This is a genomic window from Terrabacter sp. P2_E3, from assembly GCF_056403915.1.
Genome location: NZ_JBFUEN010000005.1, coordinates 144,475 through 159,057, shown reverse-complemented (window position 1 = coordinate 159,057; position 14,583 = coordinate 144,475). Strand labels below are relative to the sequence as shown.

Here is a 14,583-nt window from a genome sequence, read left to right as displayed (position 1 = left end):
AGTAGGCAGGCCGTGAGCTTCCCAACGTCCGACGTCATCCAGTCCGAGCTCATGTTCTATCGACTCATCGGCATCGCGGACGACATCACGACGGCCCTCGCAGCTCAGGGCTTCAAGGCAGAGGTCGGACACACGGACAGCCTCAATCAGTACGTCAAGGTGCCCATAGCAAATCGTGGTGCTGTCGTTCTGATGCCCGTCGACCGCTCACCAGGAGCATGGAGAGTGGCGTGGCCAACGAGCGGTGGAGTGGTTTCACGGATGTGGCCACTGCAAACCGATACTGAAATTCTCGTGGGAATCATCGTTGCGGCCGTCGCGTCCACTGTTGAGAGCCGCCCTCTGCCCTCTCCCTTCGTATGGGGCCGCGTCGAAAGCGACCCGATCACGTCCCTCGCTGATGAGCTAATTCGCCTTGGAGTGGATTCAGCGAATTTGGAGCTTGCGCCGCTCAGACCCGCCGATCCCGACGGGTGGCCGCGCTACCAAGACGACAGTCTCCGCGAGCTTCGACTTCATGACTGCGCTGATCAAGAGCGGACGTTGGTGGTTGCCTACGACGGGCAGCATGGCTGGTCGGTTGATCAGGTCATGCCCATGTGTGGCGCATCGGGACGGCTCAATCTCGCGGATGCGCTGGGCCTCGCCCCGGAATGGCCTTGCGTTGGCCCGGACGACGTAGAAGTCGAGCTTCTCGCGTCGCTCCTCGCGTCAGACACTTCCTGGAGCACCGACCACGACGAGAACGTCCGCTTGCTGAGGTACGGACCCACACCAGCCGAGACCCAGATCAGCACCAAGGAGGACGCGCAGCGGGCTGCGACGACGTGGCTACGCTGGATCGGACTCTGCGAGGACAGCGAACGCATGGTTGCCGAGCCCCGACTTCCGTCAAACCTTGAGCTGATCGTTCACTTCGCGATTTCTACGGTGGGACTGCCGACCGTGCAGCGTTACACGGGTATCGCCGCCGTGAATGGCCGTGTACCAGTCGTGGTGTCGCGCTCATGGTTCTCACGCTCAGCACAAGAATGGGCCGACTCCACCGGCATGCTCTTGTTCTCGATTGACGACTCCGGGCTCATGCGCCCGGCCAGCGACCGCGCCAGCACCTTCAGTCCCATACATATCGGCGACCGTCCCAGAGCCTGCACCGACCCGACATGCATCACGATCGGCTGTCTCTTCGAGACCGAGTTCTGCCCGGTCGAGAAGCGCCGTCGTTCACAAGCAGACGTCCTTCGGTGGCGCCTCCGGTGAGAAGTGCTCCGCTGGGTCGTGTGCCCCTTTGTGCATTAGACCCCCGAAACTGATCTGGCTGGGTATCGTGCGTGCGAATGCGCTCAGAACCACTCAAGGGGGATCGCCAGGTCATGGTGATCGTGAAGGCCAGCACGGCTGACAAGCGTCCAACGTCGCCGGCGTGTGCCGCGGCGCGGTCGAACGGAACGTCGCGATGACCGACATCGTCGAGGCCTTGCTCTCGGGCGACACAAGTGCTGCGCTCAGAACGTGGCGTGACGGGCTGGTCAACCTCACTCGGTCGAACCGGGCATTGAACTTCCGCCCCTCTAAGACGGGCTCCGTGCCCATCGAAGAACCGTCGCTCCACGACATCTTCGAGGGCCTGCGTTCGGGCCGCATGTGGTCGATCGAGGGCGCTCCTGAACCTGAAGATGGCATCGCGCCGCCGCGTTCATCTGCCGTGTTGCGCAGCGGGAGGCCCGACAAGGACCTCGCCCCCGTCGTGCGCGGCCTCATGCGGCGAGCCCGGCAGGAGTTCCTCGACCGAGGCCTCTCGGTCATGTACTTGGCCCTCGGCATGCTGCATTGGACCGACGAGGACGGAAGCAGCTATGTCAGCCCTCTCCTCCTGGTGCCGGTGGAGCTGATCGACATGGGCCCGAAAGCGATGCCTCGGCTGCGCGTCAGCGATGACGGCGACCCGACCATGAACCCCGCGCTGGCACTTCGCCTCACCGAGTTCAGCGTGACCCTGCCTTCGATCGACGAGCTCGAGGAGATCTCCATCGAGAGCGTCATGGACCGCGTGCGTGAGTCTGTGTCGCGTAAGAAGGCTTGGCAGGTCTCGGAGGCGGCCGTCCTCGCGCCTTTCTCCTTCCTGAAGGAGGCGATGTATCGGGACCTCAAGGCCAACGAGGCGGCGATCCTCGAGCACCCCGTCGTGCAGGCGCTCGCCAACCAGGACCCGGACAACCAGAACGACTCGCACCTGTTCGAGAGCATCCCCCTCGATGCGATCGATGAACAGGCGCCCCCCGAGAAGACGCCATTGGTGCTGGACGCCGACTCGTCACAGCGGATCTGTGTGGCAGCAGCCGTCGCCGGCCACAGCTTCGTGATGGACGGCCCGCCTGGCACGGGCAAGTCCCAGACGATCGCCAACATGATCGGCGCCCTTCTGCACGCCGGGAAGACCGTGCTGTTCGTCTCCGAGAAGGCCGCCGCGCTCGAGGTCGTGCGCAATCGTCTGGCGCACGCCGGCCTCGGGAATTACCTCCTCGAGCTGCACAGCCACAAGGCGAGCCGGAAGGAGGTCGCAGACCAGCTCGCGCACGCCTTGGACAACGTGCCCATGCCACCTCCTGGGATGGATGCCGGCGAGCGCAGCTTGGCTGCCGACCGCAGGCGCGCCCTGAATGCCTACGCGCGCGCCATGAACGTAGTCCGCCAACCGCTCGGTTCCACCCTTCATGACGTCCTGGGTCGCCTCTCCCAGTTGGACCACGTACCGGCGGCGCCACGCCCCGGCACGCCACCGGTGGCGTTGGAGCCCGTGCTGATGAACCGCATCGCCGATGCGACCAGCCGGCTTTCGCGGGCGTGGCGGCCGGCGTCGCAGGGCTTCAGCTTCCTCTGGCGTGACGTGGTGGACCGCAACTCCTTGGATTCCCGGCTCTACCAGGCGGAGTCGGCTCTGGAGGAGCTGGATGGAGTTGCCCGTCATAACGAGCGCGTCAGCGATGCCTTCGGGCTGCGCTCGCTCAGCTCGCTGAGAACTCTGGATCGCCTCCTGATCCTGGCGGTGGCCCGCCCGACGCAGGTGCCGGACCCGTGGTTGACCTTGGCCGACTTGTCACCGGTGCGCCAGCACATCGCGACGCTGCACTCGCAGCTCGCGGCCATCCGGGACGCATCTGCAGCGGTTCGCGACGCGTCCGGCATGGAATGGCACCACCTGCCCTCGTCCGCAGACGTTCCCGGGCCGCGGATCGACGACCGCCTGCAGCCTCCGCTGGTGTGCGACGACGGCATGACCCAGGAGTCGGCAACGGCCGTAGCGCGGCAGTTCGCCGCGGACGCCGCGATGCTCGAGGGCCACATGTCCGCGCTGCAAGGGCTGGCCGCCCGACTGGGAGTCCCGAGAGGCAGCAGCCTCCAGGATGTCTACCGCCTCCTCGATCTGGCCGAGGCCGCCTACAGCCCCTTCCAACCACAGGCCTCGTGGCTCACGCCAAGCGGCCTCGCGGCGGCCCAGACGGCCCAGGCACAGCTGAAGGCGCTTGTCACGGAGCTGGACACCGCCGAGTCGAGCGCCCGGCGACTCTTCACCGACTCCGCGCTAAACGAACCCCTGAGCGACCTGCACGAACGCTTCACGAACGTACACAAGGGCCTCCGCAAGCTCTTCGGTGACTATCGCCGTGACAAGAAGAGCGTCGCCGCCTTCACCAACGAGATGGTCAGCCTCGAAGAGGCCATCTCGGACCTCGGCCTTGCGGTCAAGTGGTCCGACGCCGCCGCCGCTTTGTCACGCGATGAAGGAGAGATGGCCGGCGCGCTAGGCACCTACTGGAAGGGCCGGGACACCGACTTCACCGCCATCCAGCAGGCGCTCGACGTGGCACAGCGCCTGCTCAACACACTGACCGGTGCCGTGCCACAACCGCTCATCGAGCACGTCTCCAGCCCCGCCCCCGATACGGCGATCAAGGCGATCATCGACCACGCACGTCGCGACCTGGACCAGTGGCGCTCAAGGCTCGCCCCAGCACCCGCCCACGCCGCGCGACCGGAACTCGTGCTCAAACCGCTCGCCGAATCGGTGACGTGGCTGCGGGCGCACGCCGAGCCACTGTCTGCCGTCGCGGCCCGGACGGCGGCGGTCGACGCCGCCACGAGCCGCTCGACGACATTGACGCAGGCCACCCACTGGCTCTCTTTCCGCGACGCTGCCGCCGCCTCAGAGACTGCACTGACGGCATTGGCCCACACCTACGCGGAGCTGCTGGGCGACCTCTTCGCCGGCACCGCCACAGATGAGGAGGCGCTCGACGCAGCCCTGCGATGGGTCGAGGACGTGCGAGCATGTTCGGTCCCCGAAGGCGGCCCGCTCACCGATGACCAAGCGCAGGCACTCGCCCTCGCCCGGCCGACCGAGAACCTGTCATCGAGCCTGGACCGCTGGGACCGAGCGCAGGATGCAATCGTCGGCGCGTTCGCGCCGTCCCGCGAGGGCGAACTGGGCGCGGAGCTGAACTCCGGCCCTTCGGCCACGGAACTGCTGGCCGAACTCCGCGCGGACAGCAGCGGCCAGGAGGAGTGGTTCCAGTACCAACAAGCACGCGCTGACCTGGCCGAGCAGAACCTCGACGAGACGATCGAGTTCTGCATCGCCGAGGGCGTGGACCCGTCCGGCATCGGCGAGGTCGTCGAACGCGCGGTCCTTCGCGCCTGGGCTGACCACCTGCTCGAGAGCGAGAGCGACCTCCGGCCGATCCGGGCCGAGGACCGGGCAGCTCTTATCGCTCAGTACCGCGATCTCGACGAGCGGCTCATTCCCGCAGCTACCGGCGACATCATTCGTGCGGTCAACTCACGACGACCTGCGTCCGTCGACGTCGGGCAACCGGCAATCATCCGCCGGGAGGGAATGAAGAAGAAGCGTCATATTGCCGTCCGCGACCTGATCCGTAGAACAGCCGAGACGACGCTCGCCATTAAGCCGTGCTTCATGATGTCCCCGTTGGCGGTCAGCCAGTACCTTCCGTCGGAGATGCGCTTCGATGTCGTCGTCTTCGACGAGGCATCCCAGGTGACGCCCGGCGACGCCATCAACTGCGTCTATCGGGGGCATGCTCTCGTCACAGCTGGGGACGACAAGCAGCTTCCGCCGACGTCCTTCTTCGACCGTATGGCCGATGACGAGAGTGAGGACACCGATGTCTCCGACTTCCAGTCGGTGCTCGAGTTGGCCAAGGCTTCAGGAGCGTTCCGGAACCTCGGCCTGAACTGGCACTACCGATCCCGCCACGAAGACCTCATCGCCTTCTCCAACCACAAGTTCTACGAGGGCAAGCTCATCACCTTTCCGGGCGCTCGCAGCGAGGGCGAGGACGTTGGAGTGCAGCTCGTCCACGTCGACGGCGTCTACCGACGCGGCACAGGACGGGACAACCCCCTCGAGGCTGAGAAAGTCGTAGACCGAGTCGTCCATCACTTCGACACTCGACCGGACACCTCCCTTGGCGTCGTCACGTTCTCCCTCACCCAGGCCGACGCCATCCAGAGCGCCCTCGACCGGCGCCTCGCGCAGCGTCCCGATCTCAGTGAGCATCTTGAGGACGACCGTCTCAGCGGCTTCTTCATTAAGAGCCTGGAGTCGGTGCAGGGCGACGAGCGCGACGTCATGATCTTCTCGATCGGATACGGAGCGGACGAGCACGGCAAGGTCACCACGAACTTCGGCGCCCTCAATAAGGCCAAGGGCTGGCGCCGGCTCAATGTCGCCATCACCCGTGCACGCCAGCGCGTGGAGATTGTGTCCTCGATCCGTAGCGGCGACATCCCGGACAGCACCAACGAGAACGTCCGGCACCTAGCGGCATACCTCGACTACGCGGAGCGCGGTACCAAAGCACTCGCACTTGAGCTCGGACCGAGCGGCCTCGGCACAGACAGCCCATTCGAGGATTCCGTCATCGACGCCGTCCGGTCGTTCGGCTACGCCGTCGAGCCGCAAGTGGGTGCCGCGGGGTACCGGATCGACATCGGCGTCCGGCACCCCACCCACCCCGGTGTCTACGCAATCGGTATCGAGTGCGACGGCGCCATATACCACTCCTCTCCCGCTGCGCGGGATCGTGACCGGTTGCGCGAGCAGGTCTTAGTGGGCCTGGGATGGCGCCTGCACCGGATCTGGGGAACCGCGTGGTACCGCAACCGCGCTCAGGAGGTCGAGAGCCTTCGCGCCGCCATCGAGGACGCCATCAAGGCACCTGTGTCGGGCAGGCTCAGCGGCGGGCTGCCCAAATTCGACCGCCCGGTGGTCACGACACAAGAGATCGAGGTGCCGAGCGTCCCCGCCTGGGCGGTTCCGTACAACACCGCGACGCTCGGGCGCCTACCGTCCTGGGCGAACGCTTCGGACCCCAGCTCACGGTGGGAGATGATTCCGGGAATCGAGGCGCTCGCCCACTCCGAGGGACCCGTTCACATTGACGTTGCGCTGCAACGCATGCGAGAAGCCTGGAACATCGGCCGTGTAGGACTGCGCATCCGCGTCAATATTGAGTCCGCTATCAGCCAAGCCCAGGTCGCTTTTGACGGCAGGTTCATCGACGTCCCAGATCGGACCGCGTACGTGGTTCGGGTCCCCGCGGAAGACGGGCCCATTCGATCGGTCGAGCACATCTCGGACCAGGAGCTGAGCTTGGCCGTGGAGCTGCTCCTCAAAGACGCGGGCGCCAGCACGATCGACGAACTGATGACCGGGGTCGCTCGGATCTTCGGGTGGAACCGTCGCGGTCCCGACATCACGTCCCGTCTCAGCGACGTCCTCGAAACGCTCCTGGACTCCGGGGTGCTCTCGAGAACGGGCGAGACCCTGCGGCTACGCACCCGGCCAACGGCGTCACCGACAGGTGGCGAGAGCCTTGACTGACACCTTTCTGCTGACCTGGAACCCAGCACTCTGGCCGCTCGAGAACGAGACCTGGGACGAGTACATCGACGCCACGAGCGCCGGCGAATGGCCGGAGACCCGCTGGTCCACCGGCTCACGCGCCACTGGCATGGGCCAGGGCTCGCGAGTCTTTCTCCTCCGGCAAGGCGACGAGCCACGCGGCATCGTCGCCAGCGGATGGGTGCACCACGACGAGGACATCTTCCAGAACACGCACTGGGACGGGATTCCTGGCCGCCTCGCGAACTACATCGAATTCGTCTACGACCACGTCATCGACCCCGATGACCCTTTACCGCTCGACGTGCTCAAGCGCGAGGTTCCTGGCGTGGGCTGGGAGCCACGCGGCGGCGGCGTGCGAGTCCCGGCCGAGGCTGCAGCAGGCATCGAAGAGTTGTGGGAGCAGCACGTCGGACTCCACGCTCGACCTCCAGCTTCGCTAGATCAGGCTGCTACCCGTCAGGCTAAGGGCCAAGCCTGGCAACAGGATTCAGCGAAGCGAAGACTGGTTGAAGACTACGCACAAGCCTGGCTGGAGGACGAGTACCGCTCGTCGGGCTGGACCGTCACCGACGTTCGCCACAAGAGCCCCTTCGATGCCCTTGCAGTCAAGGGCCGAGAGGTTCGCTACCTAGAGGCCAAGGGAACCCAAGGAGCCGGCGAGTCGGTCCTCATCACCTCGGGCGAGCTTGCGCATGCACGCACGCATCCGGGCCAGTGCGTGCTCGGCATCGTCTCCGGCATCACCTTCACCAGTGATGGCGAGATCGATGAGTCCCGGACCGAGCTCACGATCTACGAGTCGTGGGATCCAGAGGCCGGGACGTTACGTGCGCTGCAGTACCAGTGGGCGCCGTAGGACGGCGCGCAATGTATCGCGGCCGCCCTCATGGGCTGCCGCGACTTAAGTAGCGTCCTTCTCGTCAAGGCCGAAGTGCTGCGCAAGCCGTTCGAGCGTGAACTCCTGGCGAAGCTTGCAGGCGCTGTTCTGGTTAGCAAACATGCCCTTCTCCCAGAAGGCCGCGGACCGCGGCTTCGCGTCGATCCACGCGACTGGGATCACCCACTCAGCCTGCTCGTCCGACTCGGGAGTCCCACCGTCGCTGTGGCGATACCACCCGCCGAGTTGCTGATCGGCAAGAGCAACTTCCTGACCGTCCACGGTGACTCGTGCCGTGTCGAAGCGTTCTGCAGAACCGAGCGTCAGTCCCACGGCCACATAGCCCTCCTGCGGAATGCACACGTTGATCCGTGCCCCTGCGGGAACATTGCGTAGGGTCCGCGAGTACCACGCGTCGCCACCCGCTGAAACGAAGCCGAACTTCCGCCCGTCCTCCCACTGCCGGCCACCGGTGTAGGCACCGAAGGAGACGAACCAGTCGCGCCCGTTCCACTCAGCGCGCTTGCCCTTCTTCGACTTTCCGTATGTTGCTCCACCCGTCCCGCTCTCATCCTCCCGGGCGAGCCAGGACCGGGCGAGGTAGCGACGGTCGCCGTCCTCTAGGTACGAGAAGAAGACTGCATTAACCGGGACCCCAAAGGTGCGCAGGTACGTGACGATGCGCTCGGAGCCTTGGTCGAGGTCGGTAGCCACGATGGTCATTCGAAGCGCACCGTTCAGCTCATCCGGAGCGGAGATTCCGAAAACTTCCTCGAAGGCGCTCTCAAAGGGTCCATCGAGATGCGCGTTCGCAAGGTCGATGATCGTGTCACGGTCGAGCGTGCTGACCCAGGAGCCGTAGTCGAGAACCTGAGCCACGACGTCTCTTGGGGTCTTGTCGCGCTTGAGCTCGAGGACGTGAAGGTTGCCCTCGACGTCCATCGTGAGCAGGTCAATGAACTTGCCGTGGGGGGTGTGCACTTGGCGCCCGATGACAAGCAGACGCTCCCCGAGTAGTGAGGGGTCCTTCTCGAGGTACTGCTCTAAGGTCGCTTCCGACGGCAGGGTGGCGGTAGACAGCCGCTTTGGTGTGTCCCCGTCGATCCGCCACATCCCCATTTCCACTGGCATGCCGCACAGACTGCCTGAAAGTTCTCACGATCGCAGGGTAGAAACGCGCCCGGCTCGACGTGTGTAAGTATCGCGCTCAACTAAATTGAGAAGGTTGCCGTCCGGGTGTCGACCCTTTGTGCGGTCGCGGGCGGCTCAAAGCAGAGGATGCGATCGCGCCGAAGGCCAGCCGCCTTCCGAGCTCACCAGCGTCAGCCCCGGCGTGAGGGCCAGGCGGTCGCCGTCCCAGGTGACGGCATACGGGTCGGTGATCTCGCCGATGAACTGGCCGCCGGTCTCGTTGCGGAAGGCGAGGAACTTGGTCTCGCCCGTCTCGCGGTCGTCGATGAACTTGCCGACGTAGAGGGTCGGGTCGTCGATCTCCTGAGCGCCGGCGAGGTCATACGGCCCCAGCACCGACTCGGCCGAAGCGATCCACACCCCACCCGTGATGCCGGCCGCCCGCGCCGCCTCGGGCATGTCCCCGACCGCGCAGTTGAAGAGCAACACCTGACGACCTTCCACCACGTGCGTCTGAAACACTTCGAGCTGCCCGAAGCCGGCCCCAGGCGACGACAGCGGCTCCCGCAGCTCCCAGTTCTCCAGGTCAGCCGACCACGCGTGCCCCACGACCCCGCGGTCCACCCGATCCGACGGATCGTGGGCAGGCCCGACCGCCGACCGAGCCGTGATCAGCATGTGCCACCCGTCCCCGTCAGGGTCGGCCACCACCCACGGGTCGCGGAAGGCCTCGTCGTGCCAGTTCCCCTCGGGCGGCGGCGCGTACTTCTCGTACCAGCGACCGTCCGCCTCGAGCACCGGCCCCGGCGCCTTGTCCCACGTGTAGAGGTCGGACGACACGGCATACCCAATCGACTGGACGTTCGCCCCGAACGAATTGAGCCGCGCCCCGGTGTAGAACATGAACCACCGCCCGTCCGGGTGTCGCACGACCGACCCGGTCCACGTCGCGAGCTCGTCGAAGGCCGGCGCGTCCGACCGCACGAGCGCGTCGACCACCCGCTCCCAGTGCACGAGGTCAGAAGACACCGCGTGCCCGATCGAGGCCCGGTAGTGCCGGGCGTGCGGGTCGCGCAGAGCCCGCGACGCGTAGAGGAAGAACAGGTGGTAGTCCGAGCCGTCGTCGACGAGCCAGAAGTCCCACACCCACGCCTCGGGGAGACGAAACACGATTCAGCCTTTCACGCCGGAGCTGGCGATGGAGTTGATGAACGAACGCTGGAAGGCCACGAACAGCACGAGCACCGGCGCGGTGATCATCGTGGCGTACGCCATGATCTGACCCCACGAGGTGTTGAGCTGCTTGAAGTAGTCGATGCCGACCATGACCGGCCGCAGCTCCTCGGTCTGCACGGCCATGAGGGGCCAGAGGTACTGGTTCCACATCGGCAGGAACGTGAGGATCGCGACCGTCGCGATGGCCGGACCCGACAGCGGCATGACGATGCTCCGGTAGATGCGGAACCACCCCGCGCCGTCGACCTTCGCCGCCTCGTCCAGCTCCTTCGGGATGCTGTCGAAGTACTGGTAGAAGAGGAAGATCGAGAACGCGTTGGCGATGAACGGGATGATCTGCACCTGGTACGTGTCGAGCCAGCCCTGCGAGATGCCGTCTGGCCCGAGGAAGGGCAGCTGGTTCGACCACCACAGCAACGGCAGCGCGAGCGTCTCGAAGGGCACGATGAGCGTCGCGAGGATGATACCGAGCACCGCTCCCGCTCCACGGAAGCCGATGCGCGACAGGGCGAAGGCCGCCATCGAGTTGACGACGATCCCGAGCACCACGGTGACGACCGTGATGACGACCGAGTTCATCATGAACTGCGCGAAGGGCACTCGCCCGAAGACGCCGGTGTAGTTCGCCGTCGAGATGTCCCCGGTCGGCAGGAAGGCCTTGAAGCTGCCGAGGTCGTCGAAGATCTGCAGGTCGGGCTTGAAGCTCGACACGACCATGAAGACCAGCGGCAGACCGAAGACGAGGCACAGCACGATCCGCAGCAGGAGCCCGAGGGCGTGCCGGGCCGGGTGGGGCCGGTCGCCACCGTGGTGCTGCTCGGGGACGGCGGTCTCGGCGACGTGGGCCAGGCCCTCGGTGCCGGTGGTGACGGTGGCGCTCATCGGACGACGTCCTTGTCTCGGGTGACGTAGCGGTTGAGCAGCGTGACGGCGAGCACGAGCACGAAGAAGGCGAGCGAGATCGCCGAGGCGTAGCCGGTCTGCTGCTGCTGGAAGCCGGTGCGCACCGCCATGAGCACCAGCGTGGACGTCGAGTCGAGCGGTCCGCCCTGGGTCATGATGTTGACCTGGGTGAAGAGCGCGAACGCCGAGATGGTGATCGTGATGAGGATGAACGTGCGGGTCGCGCGCAGCCCCGGCCACGTGACATAGCGGAACTTCTGCCACGTGTCGGCCCCGTCGAGGTCGGCCGCCTCGTAGAGGTCGGCGGGGATGGTCTGCAGCCCGGAGAGCCAGATGACCATGTGGAAGCCCATCGCCTGCCACGCCGACATGAGGATGATCGCGAGCAGCGCCGTCTTCGGGTCGCCGAGCCAGTCCGGCCCGACGATCCCGAACTTGAGCAGCACCTCGTTGATGAGGCCGTTCTTCTGGTACATGAACAGCCACAGCATCGACACGACGACCATCGAGGTGACGACCGGCAGGAAGTAGACGGTCCGGAAGAAGTTGACCCCGCGCATCTTGACGTTGACGAGCAGGGCCAGCCCGAGCGCGCACGCCGACTGCAGCGGCACGATGACCACGGCGAAGACGATCGTGTTGCGCAGCGACTTCCAGAACGTCTCGTCCTGGAAGAGGCGGACGAAGTTGTCGGTGCCGATGAACTCGGCCGGCCGGGGCGAGATGAGCCGGGCGTTGGTGAACGCCAGCCCGAACGTCAGCCCGATCGGGATGAGCAGGAAGGTGATGAGCAGGACCGCCGCCGGCAGCAGCATGAGCAGTGCCGTCGTGGTCGATGAGCGAGAGCCCTTGGCCGGCTTGCGCTCCCGAAGCGTGGTCGCCGATGCGTTCTCGGCTGCGGTGATGGTGGACATGTCAGTCACTCACTGGAAGTAGCCGTTGGACTTCTGGTTGGCGTCGATGTTCTTGACGGCCTGGTCGAGCGCCTGCTTGGGGTCGGCGCCGTTGAGGATGTCCTGCGCGGTCTTCGTGAACTCCGTCGCGATGAACGGGTAGCCGGGGGTCACGGGGCGCAGCACGGCGAACTTCTTCGCGTAGTCGAGGAAGATCTCGTTCTCCCCGCCCTTCTCGTAGCCCTTGACCTGCGCGGCGGCCGCGTCCGTCGCCGGGATGTTGTTCGTGTCCCGGGCGACGCTCGCGACGTACTTGTCCTGCGCCGCGAACTTCATGTAGTCGAGCGCGCCGGCCTGGTCGGAGCAGTTCTGCGAGATGCCCCACTGCCACGAGCCGCCACCGATCTTCGGGCCGGTGCCGAGGTCCGGCGGCGGGAGGAAGAGGGTGTCCTTGCCGAAGGCCTTGCGGGTGTCGACGGCTGTCCACGTGCCGTTGTAGAGGAGCGCGGACTTGCCGTTGATGAAGTCCTTGGCCGGGTCGGCGCCGGACTTGAGCGGCACGAGCCCGTCGGTGACGAGGCTGCGGAACCACGTCGCCCACTCGACGGCCTTGGGCCCGTTGAGCGAGCCCTCCGCGGTCTTGTAGCCGTCGCGGTTGATGAGGTCACCGCCGAAGCTCTGCAGCATCGGGGAGTATGCGTAAGGCCACCACTCGCCGGTGAAGCTCGTCGCGATGTCGAGCGGGTTCTGGAAGTCGCCGGACGCCTTGATCTTCTTCAGCGCCGCATTGAACTCGTCCTTCGTCCACGGGGAGTCGGCCGTCGGGACGCGGATGCCGTACTTGTCGAGGATCGTCTTGCGCGTGACCATGACGAGCGCGACGTCGTAGTAGCCGTAGGAGTACGTCTTGTTGTCGTACTTGCCGAGCACCGTCGGGAGGTACTTCGAGAGCGTGTCGTCGAGGCCCTCGAGCGGGGCGAGGTAGCCGGCCCAGGCCCAGTTCGGCACGTTGGGGCCGTCGATGTCGAGGATGCAGGGCAGCTTCTTCGAAGCCGCCGCCGCGACGACGGACTGGTTGTAGCTGTCCTGCGGGAAGGCCTGGATCTTGACCTTGTACTTGCTCTGGCTCTTGTTGTAGTCGTTGACGATCGCCGTGATCGCCGCGAGCTCGGCCTTGTTGCCGGCGTTGTGCGTCCACATCGTCAGCTCGCCCCCGGCGCCGCCGGAGCTGGAGCTGCCGCCCTTGGTGCAGGAGGCCATGGAGAGGGGCAGCGCTGCGGCGAGGAGGCCGACGGCGACGCGCTTGGTGGTGGGGGTGAGCTTCATCGGTTCCTCCGTGGTGGGAAGGTCAGCGCCAGTGCTAAAACCTTTCAGCGCCGAAGGTAGCGGCTGGCCGACACCTCGCACAAGAGGTTGCTAAAACCTTTTCACCAGCAGGTATGCCGTCTAGCGGCGTTCTACCGTGGGGTACGCTTTCCGCGGGCACCCTCGAGAGGGGCCACACGGCATACGCGATCGGGCGACGACCAACGGGGGTGGCGGTGAACAAGCGACCGACGCTCGCCGACGTCGCCGCGCTGGCCGGGATGTCCAAGACGGCCGTCAGCCTCGTGCTCAACGACCGGCCCGGGTCGCGCCTGTCCGCCGACGCCGTCGCGCGCATCCACGAGGCCGCCCGCGAGCTCAACTACCGCCCCAACGCGCAGGCCCGCTCGCTGCGCCTCGGCACGACCGGCACCATCGGCTTCATCTCCGACGACGTCACCGTGACCCGCTTCGCGTCCGCGATGATCCGCGGCCTCGTCGACGTCGCCGACGAGCGCGACCAGGGCGTCCTCATCGCCGAGACCGGCAACCACCCCAAGCAGCTCGCCAAGGCCCTCGAGTTCATGATCGACCGCCAGGTCGACGGCCTCGTCTTCGGCTCGATGGCCGCCCGCCTCCTCGACCTGCCGCCGCTGCCCGAGTCGATGCGCGTCGTCACCGCCAACAGCGCGAGCAACGCCGGCGACGACACCTACGCGTCCGTGCTGCCCGCCGAGCACGAGGCCGGTCGGGCCATGATGCGCCTGCTCCTCGAGCAGGGCCACGGCGAGGGCATCGGCATCATCGGCAGCGCCCCGAGCGCCCCTGCCGACAAACGCTCCTCGGTGACGATCGGCGCGCGCTTCGCCGGCATCGACGAGGCCCTGACCGAGGCCGGCGCGACGCCGGTCGCCGTCGTCGACGTCGGCTCGTGGGAGCCGTGGAACGGCTACGCCGGGACCAAGCAGGTGCTCGAGTCGGGCGCCCCGGTCACCGCGCTGCTCTGCCTCAACGACCGCGTGGCGTTCGGCGCCTACCAGGCGCTGGGCGAGCGCGGGCTCCGCGTGCCCGACGACGTGTCGATCGCCTCCTTCGACGACGACGAGATCGCGTCGTACCTGCGGCCCGCGCTGACGACCGCGAAGCTGCCCTACGAGGAGATGGGCCGCAAGGCGATGGAGCTCGTCCTCGGCCCCGACGAGCCGCGTGGGGAGCACCTCGTCGAGATGCCCGTCCAGGTGCGCGGCTCGATCCGCCCGCTCGACCGCTCGTCATCCTGAGCGCACGCGAACCGGGCGCGGGTCGCCTCG

General features: G+C 66.3%; 9 protein-coding genes. 4 read left to right on the top strand and 5 right to left on the bottom strand.

Annotated features, from left to right (window positions below):
* Positions 1-51: 51 nt before the first annotated feature.
* The 3 genes from AC1DW8_RS08500 to AC1DW8_RS08490 all read left to right on the top strand — a co-directional run bounded on the left by AC1DW8_RS08500 (position 52) and on the right by AC1DW8_RS08490 (position 7,784).
* Positions 52-1,260, top strand: a complete 1,209-nt coding sequence (locus tag AC1DW8_RS08500; RefSeq protein WP_478093252.1) for a hypothetical protein — start codon at positions 52-54, stop codon at positions 1,258-1,260.
* Between the two features lie 196 nt (positions 1,261-1,456).
* Positions 1,457-6,904: a DUF3320 domain-containing protein gene (locus tag AC1DW8_RS08495; RefSeq protein ID WP_478093250.1), complete on the top strand. Its 5,448-nt coding sequence runs from the start codon at positions 1,457-1,459 to the stop codon at positions 6,902-6,904.
* Complete coding sequence (locus tag AC1DW8_RS08490; protein WP_478093248.1) at positions 6,897-7,784, top strand: protein NO VEIN domain-containing protein; 888 nt, start codon at positions 6,897-6,899, stop codon at positions 7,782-7,784. The genes AC1DW8_RS08495 and AC1DW8_RS08490 overlap by 8 nt, the downstream gene beginning before the upstream one ends.
* Before the next feature lie 45 nt (positions 7,785-7,829).
* Here AC1DW8_RS08490 and AC1DW8_RS08485 read toward each other — a convergent pair whose 3' ends face one another.
* The 5 genes from AC1DW8_RS08485 to AC1DW8_RS08465 form a co-directional block, all read right to left on the bottom strand.
* Positions 7,830-8,936, bottom strand: coding sequence for an endonuclease NucS domain-containing protein (locus AC1DW8_RS08485; protein ID WP_478093246.1), 1,107 nt, complete (start codon positions 8,934-8,936; stop codon positions 7,830-7,832).
* Between the two features lie 135 nt (positions 8,937-9,071).
* A complete protein-coding gene (locus tag AC1DW8_RS08480; RefSeq protein WP_478093244.1) occupies positions 9,072-10,106 on the bottom strand; it encodes a glycosyl hydrolase family 32 in 1,035 nt (344 codons plus the stop codon).
* A gap of 3 nt (positions 10,107-10,109) precedes the next feature.
* Entirely contained in the window at positions 10,110-11,054 is a 945-nt protein-coding gene (locus AC1DW8_RS08475) for a carbohydrate ABC transporter permease (RefSeq protein ID WP_442276635.1), read from the bottom strand.
* Positions 11,051-11,989: a carbohydrate ABC transporter permease gene (locus AC1DW8_RS08470; protein WP_028785260.1), complete on the bottom strand. Its 939-nt coding sequence runs from the start codon at positions 11,987-11,989 to the stop codon at positions 11,051-11,053. The genes AC1DW8_RS08475 and AC1DW8_RS08470 overlap by 4 nt, the downstream gene beginning before the upstream one ends.
* A gap of 9 nt (positions 11,990-11,998) precedes the next feature.
* Positions 11,999-13,294, bottom strand: a complete 1,296-nt coding sequence (locus tag AC1DW8_RS08465; RefSeq protein ID WP_478093241.1) for an ABC transporter substrate-binding protein — start codon at positions 13,292-13,294, stop codon at positions 11,999-12,001.
* A gap of 215 nt (positions 13,295-13,509) precedes the next feature.
* Here AC1DW8_RS08465 and AC1DW8_RS08460 point away from each other — a divergent pair, with 215 nt between their 5' ends.
* Positions 13,510-14,553 carry a LacI family DNA-binding transcriptional regulator gene (locus AC1DW8_RS08460; protein WP_478093239.1) on the top strand — a complete coding sequence of 348 codons (1,044 nt, stop codon included), beginning with the start codon at positions 13,510-13,512 and terminating at the stop codon, positions 14,551-14,553.
* The last annotated feature ends 30 nt before the right edge of the window (positions 14,554-14,583 follow it).